This is a genomic window from Alcanivorax sp. (genome assembly GCF_002733835.1).
Lineage (GTDB): Bacteria > Pseudomonadota > Gammaproteobacteria > Pseudomonadales > Alcanivoracaceae > Alcanivorax.
This window is the reverse complement of record NZ_NVWY01000001.1, coordinates 1-19,371: the sequence shown is the minus strand read 5'-3', so window position 1 is coordinate 19,371 and position 19,371 is coordinate 1. Positions and strand designations below refer to the sequence as shown.

At 55.7% G+C, this 19,371-nt stretch carries 21 protein-coding genes; 2 read left to right on the top strand and 19 right to left on the bottom strand.

The features are described 5' to 3' along the window. Positions 1-75 precede the first annotated feature (75 nt). The gene (gene msrB / locus COA55_RS00105) at positions 76-1,137 is read left to right on the top strand and encodes a peptide-methionine (R)-S-oxide reductase MsrB (protein ID WP_290499966.1); all 1,062 of its coding nucleotides are present in this window, start codon (positions 76-78) and stop codon (positions 1,135-1,137) included. Positions 1,138-1,208: 71 nt separating this feature from the next. On the opposite strand, the gene COA55_RS00100 is transcribed toward msrB, so the two are convergent. The 16 genes from COA55_RS00100 to COA55_RS00025 all read right to left on the bottom strand — a co-directional run bounded on the left by COA55_RS00100 (position 1,209) and on the right by COA55_RS00025 (position 16,577). Then, complete coding sequence (locus COA55_RS00100) at positions 1,209-2,141, bottom strand: DUF808 domain-containing protein (RefSeq protein WP_063519721.1); 933 nt, start codon at positions 2,139-2,141, stop codon at positions 1,209-1,211. A gap of 54 nt (positions 2,142-2,195) precedes the next feature. Next, on the bottom strand, positions 2,196-3,560 hold the full coding sequence (locus COA55_RS00095; protein ID WP_063519722.1) for a Na+/H+ antiporter NhaC family protein: 1,365 nt from the start codon (positions 3,558-3,560) through the stop codon (positions 2,196-2,198). A gap of 117 nt (positions 3,561-3,677) precedes the next feature. After that, positions 3,678-3,965: a hypothetical protein gene (locus COA55_RS00090; RefSeq protein WP_197468626.1), complete on the bottom strand. Its 288-nt coding sequence runs from the start codon at positions 3,963-3,965 to the stop codon at positions 3,678-3,680. Positions 3,966-4,001: 36 nt separating this feature from the next. After that, complete coding sequence (locus tag COA55_RS00085; protein WP_290499962.1) at positions 4,002-4,982, bottom strand: transposase; 981 nt, start codon at positions 4,980-4,982, stop codon at positions 4,002-4,004. A 113-nt stretch (positions 4,983-5,095) separates the two neighbouring features. Then, entirely contained in the window at positions 5,096-5,923 is an 828-nt protein-coding gene (locus COA55_RS00080) for a DUF262 domain-containing protein (RefSeq protein WP_290499960.1), read from the bottom strand. Between the two features lie 298 nt (positions 5,924-6,221). Beyond that, positions 6,222-8,051: a glutamine--fructose-6-phosphate transaminase (isomerizing) gene (gene glmS / locus COA55_RS00075; RefSeq protein WP_290499958.1), complete on the bottom strand. Its 1,830-nt coding sequence runs from the start codon at positions 8,049-8,051 to the stop codon at positions 6,222-6,224. A 17-nt stretch (positions 8,052-8,068) separates the two neighbouring features. Next, complete coding sequence (glmU, locus tag COA55_RS00070; RefSeq protein WP_290499956.1) at positions 8,069-9,424, bottom strand: bifunctional UDP-N-acetylglucosamine diphosphorylase/glucosamine-1-phosphate N-acetyltransferase GlmU; 1,356 nt, start codon at positions 9,422-9,424, stop codon at positions 8,069-8,071. A gap of 160 nt (positions 9,425-9,584) precedes the next feature. Continuing rightward, positions 9,585-10,007, bottom strand: a complete 423-nt coding sequence (locus COA55_RS00065; RefSeq protein WP_007150605.1) for a F0F1 ATP synthase subunit epsilon — start codon at positions 10,005-10,007, stop codon at positions 9,585-9,587. 22 nt (positions 10,008-10,029) lie between these two features. Then, positions 10,030-11,412 carry a F0F1 ATP synthase subunit beta gene (gene atpD, locus COA55_RS00060; protein WP_063519296.1) on the bottom strand — a complete coding sequence of 461 codons (1,383 nt, stop codon included), beginning with the start codon at positions 11,410-11,412 and terminating at the stop codon, positions 10,030-10,032. A gap of 49 nt (positions 11,413-11,461) precedes the next feature. After that, complete coding sequence (gene atpG, locus COA55_RS00055; RefSeq protein WP_063519297.1) at positions 11,462-12,322, bottom strand: F0F1 ATP synthase subunit gamma; 861 nt, start codon at positions 12,320-12,322, stop codon at positions 11,462-11,464. 23 nt (positions 12,323-12,345) lie between these two features. Further along, the gene (atpA, locus tag COA55_RS00050; RefSeq protein ID WP_063519298.1) at positions 12,346-13,890 is read right to left on the bottom strand and encodes a F0F1 ATP synthase subunit alpha; all 1,545 of its coding nucleotides are present in this window, start codon (positions 13,888-13,890) and stop codon (positions 12,346-12,348) included. A gap of 16 nt (positions 13,891-13,906) precedes the next feature. Beyond that, the gene (locus tag COA55_RS00045; RefSeq protein ID WP_063519299.1) at positions 13,907-14,443 is read right to left on the bottom strand and encodes a F0F1 ATP synthase subunit delta; all 537 of its coding nucleotides are present in this window, start codon (positions 14,441-14,443) and stop codon (positions 13,907-13,909) included. Between the two features lie 15 nt (positions 14,444-14,458). Further along, the gene (locus COA55_RS00040; RefSeq protein ID WP_063519300.1) at positions 14,459-14,929 is read right to left on the bottom strand and encodes a F0F1 ATP synthase subunit B; all 471 of its coding nucleotides are present in this window, start codon (positions 14,927-14,929) and stop codon (positions 14,459-14,461) included. A 65-nt stretch (positions 14,930-14,994) separates the two neighbouring features. Then, a complete protein-coding gene (gene atpE / locus COA55_RS00035; RefSeq protein ID WP_007151035.1) occupies positions 14,995-15,216 on the bottom strand; it encodes a F0F1 ATP synthase subunit C in 222 nt (73 codons plus the stop codon). Between the two features lie 56 nt (positions 15,217-15,272). After that, on the bottom strand, positions 15,273-16,184 hold the full coding sequence (gene atpB, locus COA55_RS00030) for a F0F1 ATP synthase subunit A (RefSeq protein ID WP_290499955.1): 912 nt from the start codon (positions 16,182-16,184) through the stop codon (positions 15,273-15,275). 15 nt (positions 16,185-16,199) lie between these two features. Next, complete coding sequence (locus COA55_RS00025) at positions 16,200-16,577, bottom strand: ATP synthase subunit I (protein WP_007149221.1); 378 nt, start codon at positions 16,575-16,577, stop codon at positions 16,200-16,202. 132 nt (positions 16,578-16,709) lie between these two features. On the opposite strand from COA55_RS00025, the gene COA55_RS00020 reads away from it, so the two are divergent. Beyond that, positions 16,710-17,015, top strand: coding sequence for a hypothetical protein (locus COA55_RS00020; RefSeq protein WP_290499954.1), 306 nt, complete (start codon positions 16,710-16,712; stop codon positions 17,013-17,015). Here COA55_RS00020 and COA55_RS00015 read toward each other — a convergent pair whose 3' ends face one another. The 3 genes from COA55_RS00015 to rsmG all read right to left on the bottom strand — a co-directional run. After that, positions 17,016-17,930: a ParB/RepB/Spo0J family partition protein gene (locus COA55_RS00015; protein ID WP_290499953.1), complete on the bottom strand. Its 915-nt coding sequence runs from the start codon at positions 17,928-17,930 to the stop codon at positions 17,016-17,018. 94 nt (positions 17,931-18,024) lie between these two features. Then, complete coding sequence (locus tag COA55_RS00010; RefSeq protein WP_290499951.1) at positions 18,025-18,822, bottom strand: ParA family protein; 798 nt, start codon at positions 18,820-18,822, stop codon at positions 18,025-18,027. Between the two features lie 66 nt (positions 18,823-18,888). Further along, on the bottom strand, positions 18,889-19,371 hold a 483-nt coding region (rsmG, locus tag COA55_RS00005; protein WP_290499949.1), incomplete at its 5' end, for a 16S rRNA (guanine(527)-N(7))-methyltransferase RsmG.

Sequence of the window (19,371 nt, the reverse complement as noted above, 5' to 3'; positions counted from 1 at the left end):
TACCGGTGATGTAAGCCATAACGGTTTGCAACAAATCGCCATCGGCTGCATCCAACAGGCAGGAGGTAAGCAATTATGCGAGTTATTACACTAATGGGACTGCTGGTGATCAGCACACCGAGCCTGGCTGCGGAAGCCTATTTTGCCGGTGGCTGCTTCTGGTGTACCGAGTCCGATTTTGAGCAACTGGACGGCGTGAGCGAAGCCATTAGTGGCTATGCCGGCGGTGACGAGGCGAACCCCAGCTATGAGCAGGTGGCATCCGGCAGAACCGGGCACACCGAAGCGGTCAAGGTGATCTACGACCCCGAGGTCGTCAGCTATGCCAATCTGGTGACCTGGTTATGGCAACACATTGATCCTACCGATGCCAACGGGCAATTTGTGGACCGTGGCAAACAGTACCGTAGCGAAATTTTTTATCAGACGGCTGACGAGAAGAAAATCGCCGAAGCGTCACGGGCAGCCCTGGAAAAAAGCGGCCGTTTCGACAAGCCCATCGTTACCGATGTCACTAAACTGGATACCTTCTATCCGGCCGAAGACTACCACCAGAACTACTACAAAACGCACTCCATCAAGTACAAGTACTACCGCTATCGCTCCGGCAGGGACCAGTTCCTGGAAGAGCACTGGGACGACCCGAGCCACCGGCCCTGGCTTGAAAAAAAGGTCACCCAGTCATGGCAGGGGCCGGATAATTTTGAGCGCCCCAGCGACGAGGAACTGAAAAAATCCCTGCCGGAACTGGTCTACAAGGTCACCCGCGAAGATGCCACCGAGCGCGCCTTCCAGAACCGTTACTGGGACAACAAGGCCGAAGGTATTTATGTGGATGTGATCAGTGGCGAACCGCTTTTTTCGTCGAAAGACAAATACAAGTCTGGCACCGGCTGGCCCAGCTTTACCCAACCCATTGATCAATCCTTTATCACCGTGCACGAGGACAACACCCTGTTCACCACCCGCACGGAAGTACGCAGCCGCTATGCGGACTCTCATCTTGGCCACGTTTTCGGAGACGGCCCTGCGCCCACCGGGAAACGCTGGTGCATGAACTCCGCCGCGTTACGGTTTGTTCCCGTCGATCAAATGGCAGAACAGGGTTACGAGAAGCACCTCTCGTTATTTGAATAATTCTTTTGCAAAAAAAAGCGCGAGCAGTTTTTACTGTTCGCGCTTTTTTCATGTCAATTTTTCGTTCTCTCTTACTGTTTTTTCAATTTCCCTGCACCGTTGACCAACAGCAATAAGACACTTCCGGCAATAATACCCAACACCAGATTCGCCAGCATGGGCGCCACAGCACTAAGGAAACCCGACAACGGCAATGGCGCCATGGCGTCGTCCAGATGATGCAGCGCATCGTGGCTGCCCGGCAGGCCATGAAGCAAAATTCCACCACCTACCAGAAACATGGCCGCCGTACCCGCAATAGAAAGAAACTTCATTAAACGCGGGGCAAAGCCCAGCAACATTTTCCCCAAAGCCTCACGGGCTTTTCCGCCTTTTTGCTTAGCCGTCTCAATCAAATGCAAGCCCGCATCATCCAGCTTGACGATGCCGGCCACCAGACCGTAAACGCCAATCGTCATGGCGATTGCGATGACACTCACTACCATCGCCTGCTGAACGAAAGGCGCGTCTTGCACTGTGCCCAGAGCGATCACGATAATTTCTGCGGAAAGAATAAAATCGGTGCGCACCGCACCTTTGATTTTATTTTTCTCAAAAGCGACCAGATCCATATCCGGGTCTGCCATGGCTTTAAGTTTTTCTTCATGGTGCTGAGCATCCTCTTTGCCATGAAGAAATTTATGCGCCAGTTTTTCTACCCCTTCGTAACACAGGTACGCCCCTCCCAGCATCAATAGCGGCGTAATCAACCAGGGAAGAAAAGCGCTGATCAACAGCGCCGAAGGCACCAGAATGAACTTGTTGCGCATGGAGCCTTTCGCCACCGCCCACACCACCGGCAGCTCACGTTCCGCACGAACGCCGGAGGTTTGCTCCGCATTCAATGCCAGGTCATCCCCCAGCACCCCTGCGGTTTTTTTTGCCGCCACCTTGGTCATCACTGACACGTCATCAAGCACCGTTGCAATATCATCCAGCAACGTCAACAAACTGGTTCCTGCCACGTCATTTATCCTTAAACAATGGGATCAATCCGAAAAATCGTATCGACAAGCCTATCACGCCTCCACACTCTCTTTATCAGGCAGCGGCAAGCGCGGCCGGTTAATGGCGATCGCGGCGATACCGGCAATGGCCAGGGCCCAGCAATAATGAATGGAACTGATTAGCGCCAGGGGAGACAGCTCAGCGATGGAGCAGGCCAGCAGTACCTGGGCACCGTAGGGAATCAGGCCCTGCACCACGCAGGAAAAAATATCCAGCAGGCTGGCAGAACGGCGCAGGTCCACGCCGTGATCGTTGGCAATGTCGCGGGCCATTTCGCCGGTGAGCACGATGGCCACGGTGTTGTTGGCCACAAAGATATTGGCGAATACCACCAGCAGGGCAATGCCTACTTCGCCTGCTTTTTGCAGTGGCAACTTCAGCAATCTTGTCAGCCCGTGAATCCGCTCGATCACCCAGCGGGTGCCGCCCTGATCCGTCATCAATTGTGAGAGACCACCAATCAACATGGACAGCAGCATGATTTCGAACATGCCTTCAAAGCCCTTGTAGATAGCCCCGTTCATGGTGGCGAGCGTATAGTCCGGCATCATCACCATGCCGGTGATCCCGGCAGTGACAATACCCACGATCAGTACCGCCAGCACGTTCAGCCCACTGAGCGCCAACCCGAATACCAGCAGGTAGGGCACCACCAGCGCAAACCGGAAGGGCTCGGCTTCTACCTGGTGCTCACCGCCACCCAGCACAATCAACAACAGCACCGTCAGCACTGCCGCCGGCACGGCAATCCAGATATTGACCCGGAACTTGTCCTTCAACGACACGCCCTGGCTGCGAGTCGACGCAATGGTGGTATCGGAAATCATCGACAGGTTGTCGCCAAACATGGCACCACCCACCACCGCACCCAAGGCCAGCGGGACGGACAGTTCCGTGGCCCCGGCAAAGCCAACGGCAATGGGCGCCGTGGCCGCAATAGTGCCCATGGAGGTCCCCATGGCGGTGGCGATAAAGGCAGAAATCAGGAACAGGGCGGGCAATACCCACTGGGCAGGAATGATGGTCAGCCCCAGCTGCACGGTGGCCTCCACACTGCCAATGCTCTCACTGACGCTGGCAAACGCCCCGGCGAGCAGGAACACCAGGCACATAAGCAGCAGGTTGGGATGACCGATCCCCGCCAGCAGTCGATCCACGCTGGCGTTGACCCGCTGACCGGCCACCCGCGCCATCAGCATGGACAACACGATAGCTGCCATGGCCACCACCGGTGCCTTGATCTGGTAGAAGGCGAAATCTTTCCCCAGGGAGGTGTAATACAAGCCACTGCCGAGAAACACGGCCAGAAAGAACAGCAAGGGAAGAAGGGGCCAGGCGCGGGGAATGACGGCGTTCTGGGTCTTGGCTTCGCTCATGAGTCGCCCCGATCATTGAATGATCAGCCCAGTGTAGAGATTTCATGGCAGTGACGGTAGCAACCCCCGATACGAAACCTGCCCGCCTGCACGCGCAAGGCATTTCAGGAAAGCCACTTACTCATGCGTCACTCCCGGCGCCTGCAGACGCAAGCTGAACATGGCCGTCAGTAACGCAACGCCAGCGGCCAACACCAGGCTAAATCGCAGCCCCACCATAAAGTTGGACGACTGAGCCAGCAGTGCCCCGAACACCGCCACCGCCAGCGCACCGCCCACCTGACGACTGGTGTTGAACACCCCGCTGGCGGTACCGGTCAACGGGGTGGGCACGCTGCTGAGCAACACCGCTGTGATTGGCGGTGCGATCAATCGGGAAGGAAACACGGAAACACGAGGAAACACGGGACACGCATAAATTTAATCAGCAAAAATAGCAATTTACCATCCCGCCAGGCTTTGCCCCGCAATCCATTTGCGTCCCGTCATCTGTGCGTACTCTTTCAGCTTATCCAACGCACCCAATGCAATGGGCTTCCGCTGCTGTTTCGGCTTCATATGGGCTAACCACGCCTTCTCATCTATTCCCAGACGATCCAGCACACCTGCCGCATGTGCTGAGATTGCGCCACGCTTGTCATCGCGGACAGCCCGGCCTGTGCTATCGACAAGCTCCAGATAGTCCATTAATCGAAAACGGCATACCGTATCGTCATCCTCTGCTTCCGCTGTATTTGCAGCAACCATCGGCAGAAGTGTGGGCTTTAGGTTGTCTTCAGACTCTGACATAACGGCTTCTGAGCGTTGCTGAATCGAAGTGTAATCGGACTCCTCAGGTGTTTCTGCCATAGCCGCGCGCACCGGGTTGAGATCCACATAGGCCATACACTGCAGCACCGCCTTCTCATCCAGCAAGGCTTGGCATTTGTAGCGGCTTTCCCAGAACCGGCCCTTACAACAATCTTCCTCATTGGCCTTACGGGCCAGATACTCATTTAGACACTTCATGAACCAGCCAAGGTCATACAGGCGCTCACGCCAGGTTTGCACGATCTCCAATGCCTTAAGCGTTTCCGCGGACTCAGTCTCTCCCTTGAGCCAACGTGTGACGATCAATGGCCCTCTGAATAACTGCATCCACCGGTCTGCCACTTCCTGATCAGACCAGCTCAAGGCTTTCTTCTGGTTAATACGCAGAACAACATGGTAGTGATTGGACATCACCGCATAGGCACAAAGATCAATGGCAAACACCCCACCCAACACAGCAAGGCGGTCCACCACCCATTGGCGGCGATGCTCATAGTCCTGGCCAGAGTAATGATCCTGGCCACACAGAAAGGCCCGCCGCACACAGCGGCAGATACAGTGATAGTAAGACGTGGAATCCAGCGAAACCTGGCTATAACGCGCTCGGGTCATGACAAGCCTCCTTGCTTATCCATCACCCAACACTACTGACTACTCAAACCCAACTACATCAGAAAACAACCACAAACCCCGTAAGACATTCCCCAATTCATGGGTGTCCCCGATTAGTTGTCATTGACCGGCTTATAGAAGGCATTTTCACCCCAAAACTGAAAACAGCGCTCTATGGCCACATCAAATTCTATTCTAAGATCATCAACGTGGTCATACTGATGTTCAGACATAAACTTATCCATTTCATCAGCAAGAACCCCACCCATTCCTTGCCAACCATTCTTGATGGTAAAGAACCTCAACACATGCTCGACATCATCCATATTTCGAAATGCTGTTGATTTTTCTGAATAGACTTTTAATTTTTCTCGCAATCTTGCATTCTCAGAAAGCCTTAGCAGCAAATCATTTAGAGGGCCCGCATAGGCAACATTTCTTATCTCTTGCCTCTTAAGAGACTCACCACCAGTATTTAGCCTCAAAAAAACTTCATATTTCAATTCAGGATCTGACTGCTTAAGCAATGTAATAACCCGTATAAAAGGGCGAACTGAAAGAACATTTTTAAGCTGCTTAGGGAGATCTTGAAAAGTCTTTCCATTTAGCTGAGGAAACTCTTTAAGTTCTTTAAGCCTTAGGCCTCCAGTTAAAAAATCATTTATGGCTGTGATTCTTTGTTTTCCGTCAATAACGCTATAACTGCCATAATCATCTTCTGATAAATAAACGGGAGGGACTGGAACATTAAGAAGAAATGATTCTATCAAAGCTGACTGCTTCGCATCACTCCACCGATCCCTTCTTTGATAGTGCGGAGCAACATCAATAGAGTCGTTCACAACCATATTTGAGATTGTTGCCAGCGAAAAATCGGACTGCTGAACAACCAAGCTATCTTGTGATTTTGAAAACTTGTTGACTATTTCTTTTTCATTCATAAAAAAACCGAATAATTTTATTAAGTGCTAAAATTAAAATAAAAACTAGGGCAGCTCTTAGTCTATCCCCCTGCCACCTGAGTGGATCATGGCAACACCAGAAACCATCATGACAAGCGCAATTACAGCGATTACTTTCTTCGTAGTTATGCCCTTCCCTTGGTTTTTTAGTCTAACCATACTGCCTCCTACAATCACCGAGGGCAATAACCGACAAGAATGTCCGCCAGGCCCCCACAAAAAAGCCCGGCATAGCCGGGCTCGTTATTAACTATTCACTATTAATTATTCACTGCTTTTATTCAACCGTCACCGACTTCGCCAGATTCCGCGGCTGATCCACATCGGTCCCCCGCAACACCGCCACGTGATAGCTGAGCAACTGCAAGGGCACGGTGTAGACAATGGGGGCAATGGTTTCCGGTATCGCCGGCATGTTCAGCACGTGGATACCTTCGCCTTCTTTTACGTGGGCGTTCTTGTCGGCGAACACGTACAGCTCGCCGCCACGGGCGCGGACTTCCTGCAGGTTGGATTTGAGCTTTTCCAGCAGTTCGTCGTTGGGGGCCACGGAGACCACAGGCATTTCACTGTCCACCAGCGCAAGCGGGCCGTGCTTCAGCTCGCCGGCGGCATAGGCTTCGGCGTGGATGTAGGAAATCTCCTTGAGCTTGAGCGCCCCTTCCAGCGCCACCGGGAACTGCACGCCACGGCCCAGGAACAGGGCATGGTGTTTTTCCACGAACGCTTCGGAGAGTTTTTCGATGGGCTTGTCCAGCGCGGCAGCCTGTTCAATCAGGTTGGGCAGCTGGCGCAACTCTTCCAGGACTTTTTCAATCTCGTTATCCGCCAGGCCTTTTTGCCGGCCCAGTGCCAGCACCAGCATCAGCAACCCAACCAATTGGGTAGTAAATGCCTTGGTGGACGCCACACCGATTTCCGGGCCGGCCTTGGTGAGGAACACCAGCTCCGATTCGCGCACCAGGGAGGAGCTGTCCACGTTGCACACCGCCAGACGACCCACGTAGTTGGGTGACTGGGTGTCACGCAGGGCCGCCAGGGTATCGGCGGTTTCGCCGCTCTGGGAAATGGTGACGAACAGGGTGCCTTCCGGCACCACGTGCTTGCGGTAGCGGAACTCGCTGGCCACTTCCACCTGGCAGGGAATGCCAGCGATATCTTCCAGCCAATAGCGGGCCACCATGCCGGCGTGGTAGCTGGTGCCGCAGGCGACGATCTGCACGGTCTTAACCTTGTCGAAAATCGCTGGGGCTTTTTCGCCAAAGGATTCGATCAGGCTTGCCGGGTTGTCGATGCGACCTTCCAGGGTTTTCTGGATGGCCGCCGGCTGCTCGAAGATTTCCTTCTGCATGTAGTGGCGGTATTCACCCTTTTCCGCATCTTCATGGGTGCCGTCGAACTCGTGGGCTTCACGGGTTGCCGGGTTGCCGGCTGCATCGACGATGCGCACGCTGTCGGTGGTGATTTCTGCCTGATCGCCTTCTTCCAGGAAGATAAAGCGGTTGGTCACCGGCAGCAGGGCCAGCTGGTCCGACGCGATGTAGTTTTCGTCAATGCCCAAGCCAATGACCAGCGGGCTGCCGGAACGAACGGTGACCAGCTTGTGAGGTTCTGAGGCATGAATGACGCCCAGTGCGTAAGCGCCATCCAGCTTTTTGGTGACCGCCTGCACGGCGTCAAACAGGTTCAGGCCACTGTCCAGCGCCTGGTGCACCAGATGGACGATGACTTCTGTATCGGTCTGGGATTCGAAGTGGTAGCCGCTGGCTTCCAGTTCGTCTTTCAGTTCCTGAAAATTTTCGATAATGCCGTTGTGCACCAGCGCCAGATCGCCCCCGGACATGTGCGGATGGGCATTGGCTTCCGACGGCTTGCCATGGGTGGCCCAGCGGGTATGGGCAATGCCGGTGAAACCTTCGGTATGCTCTTGCGTGGCGGCCGCTTCCAAACCGGCAACCTTGCCCTGACGGCGCACACGGCTAATGCCGCTGTTATTCAACAGTGCCACACCGGCACTGTCATAACCCCGGTACTCAAGCCGCTTGAGCCCGGTGATCAAAATATTTGTCACGTTACGCTGGGCAATGGCCCCGACAATTCCACACATAAACGCTATTCCTTCCCTTACCCTTTCTTCGGGCGCTGCCAGTTGGCCACGTTGCGTTGCTGCCCTCGGGCAACCGCAAGACCGTTGTCGTCCACATCCTTGGTGATGGTGCTGCCCGCCCCGACGGTGGCGTTTTCGCCAATTGTCACGGGGGCGACCAGTGACGAGTTGGAACCAATAAAGGCGCCGTCTTTCATCACTGTCTGGAATTTGTTGGCGCCATCGTAGTTACAGGTAATGGTCCCCGCGCCCACGTTCACCCCTTTACCAATCTGGCTATCGCCAATATAGGTCAGGTGGTTCACTTTCGAGCCTTCGCCAATATAGGACTTCTTGGTTTCAACAAAGTTGCCAACCTTGGCTTTGTCGGCCAGTTCCGTACCCGGACGCAAACGAGCATAAGGGCCCAGCTGGCAGTTTTCCCCCACGATGGCACCGTCGATCAGGGTGTTGGCTTCAATCACCGTGCCGGCGCCAATGTTGGCGTCGCGCAGAATACAGTTGGGGCCGATGACCACGCCTTCGTCGATGGTCACGTCGCCTTCCAGAATCACATTGACGTCGATGATGACATCACTGGCGATCTGCACGCTGCCACGGATATCCAGGCGGGACGGATCCAGCAGGGTGACGCCATCGCGCATCAGGGTTTCTGCCTGGGCCTGTTGATAAATGCGTTCAAGGCGGGCCAATTGCACCCGGTCATTCACGCCATCCACTTCCCAACCTTCGTTGGGCTGCAGGGTTTCCACGTTCAGGCCGGACTGCGACGCCATGGCAATCAGGTCGGTGAGATAATATTCGCCCTGGGCATTATTGCTGGAGAGTTTTGGCAGGCTTTCTTCCAGAAAACGGCGAGAGCAGGCCAGAATACCCGTATTGATTTCCTGAATACCCAACTCGGCTTCGCTGGCATCTTTCTGTTCAACGATGCGCTGCACGTTATTCTGCCCATCGCGAACAATACGGCCATAGCCATTCGGGTCGTTCAGGGTCAGGGTCATCAACGCCAGAGTGTTGTCGTCCACGGAGGCGACAAAGTCTTTCAGGGTTTCCGGACGGATCAGCGGCACATCACCGTATAGCACCAACACCATGTCTTCTTTTACATGGGGCATGGCCTGCGCGACTGCATGGCCAGTGCCGAGCTGCTCGGCCTGCTCTGCCCAGGCCAGTTCACCGGTGACGGTGGCTTTTACCTGCTCGCCACCATGGCCATAGACGATAACGATGTTAGCCGGGTCCAGCGACGACGCCGCATCAACCACGTGCTGCACCATGGGCTTACCTGCCACTGAGTGGAGCACCTTGGGCAGGGCGCTTTTCATGCGCGTTCCCTTGCCCGCTGCCAGAATCACTACTGCTAGACTCATACCCTATCCTTGTCTTTTTGCCTGTCGATGCTTTTATACCAGCGCATCGTTTCAGTTTCTGCACTGGGCCCCTGAGTACCTGATTGCGCCCAGACTGACAGAAACAAAAAAGGGTAGCACCTGGCTACCCCCTTCTGTGTTGAAGATTTGCAAAAGATGCTTACCGCGTCTTTTTCTTCAACTGTTCGATAGCACGCAGCTGTGCAACGGCTTCTGCCAGTGTGGCGGCGGCACGGGAATAATCCATTTCGGAACTCTTGCCTTCCAGCGCCTCTTTGGCGCGGGCCTTGGCACGCTCGGCTTCAGCGGCGTCCATGTTTTCAGCGCGCTCCGCGGTATCCGCCAGTACGGTAACCAGCTTCGGCTGCACTTCCAGGAAGCCGCCGGATACGTAGAACACTTCTTCCTCACCATTCTGCTTCTTCACCCGTACCGGGCCCGGCTTGAGCCGGGTCAGCAGCGGGGCGTGGCCGGGCATGATACCGAGGTCGCCTTCCACACCGGACGCTACCACGATTTCAACCAGGCCGGAGAACAGCTGGCGTTCTGCACTTACAATGTCGCAATGCACGGTCATCGCCATTTGCTTGTCTCCCGGGTGCAGGTTACTTGCTACGCTTGTTGTAGGCTTCGATCACTTCGTCGATAGAGCCCTTCATGTAGAAGTCCTGCTCCGGGATGTGATCGTAATCACCGCCAAGAATGCCCTTGAAGCCCGCGAGGGTGTCTTTCAGGGAAACATACTTGCCCGGGGAGCCAGTAAATACTTCGGCCACGAAGAACGGCTGGGACAGGTAACGCTCGATCTTACGGGCACGAGATACGGTCAGTTTATCGTCTTCTGACAGCTCGTCCATACCCAGGATCGCGATGATGTCCTTCAGCTCTTTGAAGCGCTGCAGTACGGTTTGAACGCCACGAGCGATGTCGTAGTGTTCTTGACCGATAACCAGCGGATCCAGCTGACGCGAGGTGGAATCCAGCGGGTCGATCGCCGGGTAGATACCCTTGGAGGCGATGTCACGGCTCAGGGATACAGTGGAATCCAGGTGCGCGAAGGTGGTGGCCGGAGACGGGTCAGTCAAGTCATCCGCAGGTACGTATACCGCCTGTACGGAGGTAATGGAACCGGTCTTGGTGGAAGTAATACGCTCTTGCAGAACGCCCATCTCTTCCGCCAGGGTCGGCTGGTAACCTACCGCTGAAGGCATACGGCCCAGCAGTGCAGATACTTCGGTACCGGCCAGTGTGTAACGGTAGATGTTATCCACGAAGAACAGTACGTCGCGACCTTCGTCACGGAACTTCTCGGCCATGGTCAGACCGGTCAGCGCTACACGCAGACGGTTACCCGGCGGCTCGTTCATCTGACCGTAAACCAGCGATACTTTATCCAGTACGTTGGAGTCCTTCATTTCGTGGTAGAAGTCGTTACCCTCACGAGTACGCTCACCCACACCGGCAAACACGGAGAAACCGGAGTGCTCGATCGCGATGTTCCGGATCAGCTCCATCATGTTTACGGTTTTACCTACACCCGCACCACCGAACAGACCAACCTTACCGCCTTTGGCGAAAGGACAAACCAGGTCGATTACCTTGATGCCGGTTTCCAGCAGTTCGTTGGTGGCTGCCTGATCCGCATAAGTAGGCGCAGCGCGGTGAATCGGCATACGCTCGTCTTCACCGATAGGGCCAGCCTCATCAATCGGGCGACCCAGCACGTCCATGATACGGCCCAGAGTCTTGGTGCCCACAGGAACCTGAATCGGTTCACCGTTATCAGTCACGCCAAGGCCGCGCTTGAGACCTTCGGTGGAGCCCATGGCGATGGTACGCACTACGCCGTCGCCCAGCTGCTGCTGAACTTCCAGGGTAGTTTCAGTACCGTCCACGGAGAGGGCGTCATATACCTTCGGTACGGCTTCGCGTGGGAATTCCACGTCGATCACAGCACCGATGATCTGAACAATACGACCGCTACTCATGCTTGCATCCTCTTAACTTGCGTTTTTGCCGCGTTAATCTGCTTGACGATTAAACCGCAGCAGCACCACCAACGATTTCGGAGATTTCCTGCGTAATAGCAGCCTGGCGTGCTTTGTTGTACACCAATTGCAGATCACGAATGATGTCACCGGCATTATCGCTGGCGGCCTTCATGGCGATCATACGTGCTGCCTGCTCACAGGCATTGTTTTCAACCACACCCTGATACACCTGAGACTCAATGAACCGCACCAGCAGTTCGTCGAGGAGCTCTTTCGGGGCCGGCTCATAAATGTAGTCCCAGTGACGCTTCAGCTCTTCATCGCTGCCCGCTTCCAGCGGCAGCAACTGAATATTCTTGGGCGACTGGGTCATGGTGTTCACGAATTCGTTGTACACGATGTACAAACGGTCGATCGCACCGCTTTCGTAGGCATCCAGCATCACCTTGATGGAACCGATCAGGTCATTCAGGTGTGGGGTATCCCCCAGGCCTGTGACATTCGCTTCCACGTTGCCGCCGACGCTCTTGAAGAAAGACATGCCCTTGGAGCCCACTACGCAGTAGCTGGCCTTGACACCTTTTCCTTCCCATTCCTTCGCGCTTTTGACGACGTTCTTGAGCAGGTTCACGTTGAGGCCACCGCAGAGGCCCCGATCGGAGCTCACTACGATGTAGCCAACGTTCTTGACTTCCCGCTCTTGCAGGTAAACGTGCCGGTATTCCAGATCGGCGTTAGCCAGGTGAGCAACCACCTGACGCATACGGCTGGCGTACGGCTTGCTTGCCGACATACGCTCTTGCGCCTTACGCATCTTGGAGGCTGCTACCATTTCCATTGCACGGGTAATTTTCTTCGTGCTCTGGACGCTGGCAATCTTGCCTTTGATCTCTTTACCGCTGGCCATAGGAACGTTCCTTTATCAGCGAATTACCAGGTCTGGGTGGCTTTGAACTGATCGAGAGATTCTTTGATCTCAGCTTCGATCTCGCCGTTGTAGTCACCCTTCTCGTTGATTTTATCCATCAACGCTTTCTTTTCGCTGTTCATGTAGTCCAGCAGTGCCGCTTCGAAGGGGCCGATTTTCTCGACAGCAATACCTTTCAGGTAACCTTCGTTCGCTGCGTACAGCACAACACCCATTTCCGCAACGCTCATCGGGCTGTACTGCTTCTGCTTCATCAGCTCGGTAACGGCCTGACCATGCTCCAGCTGCTCGCGAGTAGAATCGTCCAGGTCGGAAGCGAACTGGGCGAATGCGGCCAGTTCACGGTACTGAGCCAGAGCCAGACGAATACCACCACCCAGCTTCTTGACGATCTTGGTCTGGGCTGAACCACCTACACGGGATACAGACACACCGGCGTTCATCGCCGGACGAATGCCGGAGTTGAACAGGTCGGTTTCCAGGAAGATCTGACCATCGGTAATGGAGATCACGTTGGTCGGTACGAAGGCAGACACGTCACCACCCTGGGTTTCAATGATAGGCAGCGCGGTCAAAGAACCGGTTTTGCCTTTCACTTCACCATTGGTGAACTGCTCAACATAATCTTCGTTTACCTTGGCAGCGCGCTCCAGCAGACGGGAGTGCAGGTAGAACACGTCACCAGGGTAAGCTTCACGGCCCGGCGGGCGACGCAGCAGCAGGGAGATCTGGCGATAGGCCCACGCTTGCTTGGTCAGATCATCATAAACGATCAGTGCATCTTCACCGCGGTCACGGAAATATTCGCCCATGGTGCAGCCGGCAAACGGTGCCAGGAACTGCATGGAAGCCGGATCAGAAGCGGAAGCGGCAACGATGATGGTGTTTTCCATCGCACCGTGCTCTTCCAGTTTGCGCACCACGTTGGCAATGGTGGACTGCTTCTGGCCGATGGCAACGTAGACACACTTAATGCCGGAGTCTTTCTGGTTGATGATCGCATCAACGGCAACGGCAGTCTTACCGATCTGGCGGTCACCAATGATCAGCTCACGCTGACCACGGCCGATTGGCACCATGGCATCGATAGACTTGTAACCGGTTTGCACTGGCTCGTTAACTTCACGACGCCAGATAACGCCAGGCGCTACCTTTTCAACCGCATCGGTCTGCTTGGCATCGACCGGGCCTTTACCATCGATCGGGTTACCCAGAGCGTCAACCACACGGCCCAGCATTTCGGGGCCAGTGGGGACTTCCAGAATACGACCGGTACAACGGACTTTTTGACCTTCGGCCAGGCCCAGGTAATCACCCAGTACCACGGCGCCGACAGAGTCTTGCTCCAGGTTAAGGGCCATGCCGTAGATGCCGCCCTCAAACTCGATCATCTCGCCGAACATCACGTCGGCCAGACCATGAATGCGCACAATACCATCAGATACGGAAACCACCGTACCTTCGTTGCGTGCTTCGGTGGAGGTATCAAGTTTCGCGATGCGCGACTTGATAATCTCGCTGATTTCGGACGGGTTGAGTTGCTGCATCTCTAATCCCTCAAACTCAAGAGTTCAGTTGCTCTGCCAGACGGTTAAGTCGGCCGCGCACACTGCCATCAATTACGGTATCGCCGGCTCGCACCAGCACGCCCCCAATCAGGGATTGGTCGACGGAAGTTGTGACATTCACTTCCGTACCAAGGCGTTTCTTAAGCGCTGCTACCAGCTTGTCGGTAGCGGCATCGTCCAACTCGAATGCAGAGATCATCTCCACATCGGTGAACTGCTGCTGTTCGGCCAGAAGCTCGTGGAACAGTTGCAGGATGATCGGCAAAAGCGGCAGACGCTTGTTCTGCGTCAGTTGTGCAACAAAGTTGCGAGCGCTTTCGTCCAGCTCATCACCACAGACTTCTGCAAAAGCAGAAACCTTGGTGGCGTCATCCAGTTCCGGCTGGTCAAGGTAGGCACGCATGGAGGCATCACCTGCCACTGCTGCTGCCAGGCCCAGCATCTTCTCCCACTGCTCCAGGGCATCGTGCTCTTTTGCGAACACAAATGCGGCTTTGGCGTAGGGGCGTGCGATGGTGGTCAGTTCAGCCATGGGTTACCCGTATTCTCAGAGTTCAGCCGCCAGCTGCTCAAGCAACTGCGTGTGTGCGTCCTGGTTTACTTCGTTACCCAGTACCTTTTCGGCACCGTTCAACGCCAGTACAGCCACGTCTTTACGCAATTGCTCGCGAGCCTGATTAACCTGTTGGTCAATCTCAGACTGGGCTTTGGCAATCAGGCGCTCACCTTCGGTGCGCGCTGCATCTTTAGCCTCTTCCACAATCTGATTAGCCCGGCGATTGGCCTGATCAATAATTTCGGCCGCCTTCTCTTTAGATTCTTTGAGATTGGCGGTCGCCTTTTCCTGCGCCAGCTCCAGATCACGCTCTGCCCGATCCGCGGCACTCAGGCCTTCGGCAATCTTCTGCTTACGCTCATCCAGCGCCCGTGAAATCGGGGGCCAAACGAACTTCATGCAGAAGAACACAAACAGGGCAAACCAAATGGCCTGGCCAATTAGTGTCGCATTAATATTCATGCCAACACCTCAATCCGCGTTGCTTTAGATTTCCCTAAATCGGGGCTTAAACGTTAAAGCGCGATTTACTGGAAAATCAGCAGGAACGCGATAGCGATACAGATAATCGGCACAGCATCCAGCAGACCAGCGATGATGAACATGCGGGTTTGCAGCATCGGAGCCAGCTCCGGTTGACGAGCCACAGACTCGAGGAAACGACCACCCATCATGCCGAAGCCCAGACCTGCGCCGATGGCCGCGAGGCCAGCTACGATAGCAGCAGCAAGAAATTGAATGCCTTCCATCTTTACACTCCCGTTAAGTGCTTGGTTGGTTTAATTAAAAACCGGTTTAAAAAATCTTAGTGGTCTTCGACCGCCATGCTCAGGTACACGATTGTGAGTACCATGAAGATAAATGCCTGCAGGGTGATAACCAGAATGTGGAATACCGCCCAGGGCCAGGCACCAATAAACTGCCAGGCGCCCATCATGGCAGCCAGCATAATGAATACGAACTCACCGGCATACATGTTGCCGAACAGTCGCAGGCCCAGTGAAACAGGCTTGGCCAGCAGACCGATAGTCTCCAGCAGCAGGTTCACAGGCATCAGCAAAACCTTCAGGACCGGATTGCTGGCCTCGAACGGATGCAGTGTCAGGGTACCCACGAAACCGCCCACACCTTTTGCCTTGATGGTGAAGAAGATCACCAGCAGCATCACAGAGAAGGACATGGACAGGGTAATGTTGGGGTCGGTGCTGGGCACGATCTTGAAATAGGCTTCCTGAGCGGTCCAGCCGAAGAAGGAGGTCATGATCCAGCTAAAGGTGCCCGGAATGAAATCAACCGGGATCAGATCCATCAGGTTCATCAGGAACACCCAGCAGAAGATCACCAGTGACAGCGGCGCCACCAGCTTGCTCTTGCCGTGGAAGGAGTCACGAACCTGAGTATCAATAAATTCAATAATGGTTTCGACGAAGTTCAGGAACCCGGAAGGAACGCCGGCGGTGGCCTTGCGGGCACCCAGCCAGAACAACAGGCACATGATGATGCCGAGGCCGCCAGACCAGGCAAGAGAATCCACGTGGAATGCCGCGAAGCCCATGTCTTTGGCTTCGTTACCGCTACAGGCAAAGGTCCAGGTGCTTTCGGTCAGGGTTTGCGTATCGCGGCCGTCACATTCACGGACGTAGCCGGCCGGCAGTTCGCCATAGGTCAGATTACCCAAGTGGTGCTTGATGTAGTCTTGCGCGTTACTACCAGCCATAGAATGCCTACAGTCTCAGTCGTTTTGCCCGTCTTGCCCTGCTGTGCGTCCGTCGAGACGCGCCACCTGAATCCAGCCCACGACCTGGGCGATCAGGAAGCCTAACAGCAGAACCATTGCACTTTTCATTTCCCGCGCTTCAGGGACCTTGGAGAAGGTGAGCCAGAACAGCAACAACATGATTGCGATCTTGCCCATCTCGGCCCGCATCGCTGCGGTGGCCATGCGTTTTGGCGCACGGTTGCCCGGGTGCATCCATATCTGGAAACCGCCCCAGGCATAAGCGATCAGGCTGATAGTGCCGCCCCAGGCAGCCACCAAGCCGGCGAATACGCCAGCCAACCCGGTTACCAGCAGCCCAAACGCCACAATTGTGGTCAGCTGAGCGCGCATTAAACCCCAGAACAAAACTCTGTCGGGCTGAAATTCGTTGCTGGTCACCATGAGCCTCTTGGCTGATGCAAAGTGATGCCACATCAGGCACTAAGGTCTCGGGCACCCCTGATCTTTAGCGCGGCGAAGTATATGGAGTTGGCACTCAAGTGGCAACAGCCGTGCGCGGATTGTTGGTCAAACTTCGCGCATCAACAACGACTTTTCGCAACGGGATGCGCACAAAACAGGAATGAACCTGATTCAGTAAAAATAATGCTCAAACGGATGTTTTTTGTATACCCGCGAAATGGCGCCATGGCCCCGGGTCTTCAGGCCGCCGCAAAAGAACAACGCCATAAAGCTCACCGGCTGCCAGACAGCTTCGTGGTGATGGCGAACCTGCCCGCCGGGGAAACAGCTTGTTGCAATATTTCTTCGGCAGGCCGCGCCGCCTGATTACTTGATGTGCGCCAGAATGCCGTCCAGTTCATCCAGGTTGTTGTAACTGATCACCAACTTGCCCTTCTTGCCCTGCTGCTGGATCTGCACCGGTGCACCGAGCCGGTCCGACAGGTCGCTGATCAATGCCTTCACATTGGGATCTTCCTTGGGCGCCGCCGGCTTGGCCGGTTTCGCCTTCTCGAAGTCGCGGACCAGTTCTTCGGTCTGGCGCACCGACAGGCCCTTGGCCACCACGGTGCGGGCGGCTTCCACCTGCTTGTTGCCGGTCAGCGCCAACAGGGCGCGGGCATGGCCCATTTCCAGGTCGCCGTGTTCAAGCAGCTTCTTGACGTCGGCTTCCAGGCTCATCAGGCGCAGCAGGTTGGTGACCATGGCGCGGGATTTACCCACTGCATCGGCAACCTGCTGGTGAGTGAGCCCGAACTCTTCTTTCAGGCGGCCCAGCGCGATGGCTTCTTCCATGGGATTGAGGTTTTCCCGCTGGATATTCTCGATCAGCGCCATGGCAATGGCGGCTTCGTCGGGCACTTCGCGGATTACCGCTGGAATGGTGTCCAGCTCGGCCATCTGGGCGGCGCGCCAGCGGCGCTCACCGGCGATGATTTCGTAGCGCTTGTCGCCGAGCGGGCGCACCACGATGGGCTGCATGACGCCCTGGGCGCGAATGGACTCGGCCAGCTCTTCCAGAGCATCCGGGGACATGTCACGGCGCGGCTGGTAGCGGCCCCGCTCCATACACTCCACCGGCAGATGACGCAATTCGCCATCGCGGGGGCGCTGGTCGGGCTCACCCGTCGCTTCCCCCTCGCTCTGCAGGCTCACTTCTTCCTGGTGCCGCTGATAGGATTCGTTGCTGCTAAGCAGGGCATCAAGGCCCTTGCTGAGACCGCGTTTACGCTTTGCCGCCATGGTTAATCCTTAAAAACGTCGAGGGTCGGACGTCGGACGTCGGACGCTGCGGGCAAAGGCTGCCCGCTGAATAATACGGTACCGGCTGCGGCGATCACGATGCCGCTGCAGGCTGGGCCTTGAGCGCCTGCTCGCGGCGCAGGATCTCGCCGGCCAACGCCAGGTAACTGACCGCGCCCCGGGATTTCGGATCGTAGGTAATCACCGGCGCGCCATGGCTGGGCGCTTCCGCCAGCCGCACGTTGCGCGGGATGATGGTGCGGTAAACCTTGTCGCCGAAGTGGCTGATCAGCTGGTTGGAGACATCGTTGGACAGGCTGTTGCGTGGATCATACATGGTGCGCAGCAGGCCGCCGATGTGCAGCTTCGGGTTCAATACCGTGCGGATCTTCTCGATGGTGTTCATCAGCGCGGTGAGACCTTCCAGCGCGTAATACTCACACTGGATCGGCACAATCACGGAATCCGCCGCCGTCAACGCATTGACCGTGAGCATGTTCAGCGATGGCGGGCAATCGATGAGGATGTAATCGTATTGGTCACGGATACGCGCCAGCGCATTGCGCAGGCGGAATTCCTTGGCGCTCATGTCCAATAGCTGGACTTCGGCGGCGGTCAGATCCCCGTTGGCGGCGATCAGGTCAAAACCGGAATCTTCCGGGGTGCCGGTCACCGCATGTTCAATGGCCACGTCATCGCACAGCACATCGTAAATGGTGTAGTCGGTGTCAAACTTGTCCACCCCGGACCCGGTGGTGGCATTGCCCTGCGGGTCAATATCCACAAGCATGACCTTCTTGCGGGTGGCCGCCAGCGACGCCGCCAGGTTCACACTGCTGGTGGTCTTGCCCACGCCGCCTTTCTGATTGGCTACGGCAAATACGGTGGTCACTGCGTTCTCCTTGATTTTACGCCTGACGCCTGAGACCGGATGCTTGACGCAGCACCCCGCTCCACATCAGGCCTTGTTCACTACCACCAGGGTGCGGGGCTCATCCAGTCCCGGCACAGTCAGGGTGTGATGGCGCCCTTGCCACTGCGTCGGCAGGGTGGCCAGTTCTTCTTCCGTGCTGGCTGCTTTCATGGCCAGCAAACGGGTATTGTCAGTCATTATCGGCGTCATCAACGCCAGCATGTCCGACAAGGAAGCAAAAGCGCGACAAATAATCTGCGATGGGGCTTTACGGTACTGTTCCACGCGACCGTGCACAACCTCCACGTTATCCAGCCCCAGCTCCCGGCGGGCCTGGCGCACAAAACGGGTTTTCTTGCCGTTGGAATCCAGCAGCACGAATGCCTGCCGGGGGCGAGCCACCGCGAGAATAATGCCGGGAATACCGGCGCCGGTGCCCACGTCCAGGGTGTCGCCCTCCCCCAGGTAGGGCAAAACGGCCAGGGAATCGAGCAGGTGACGGGTCACCATTTCCCGGGGATCGCGGAT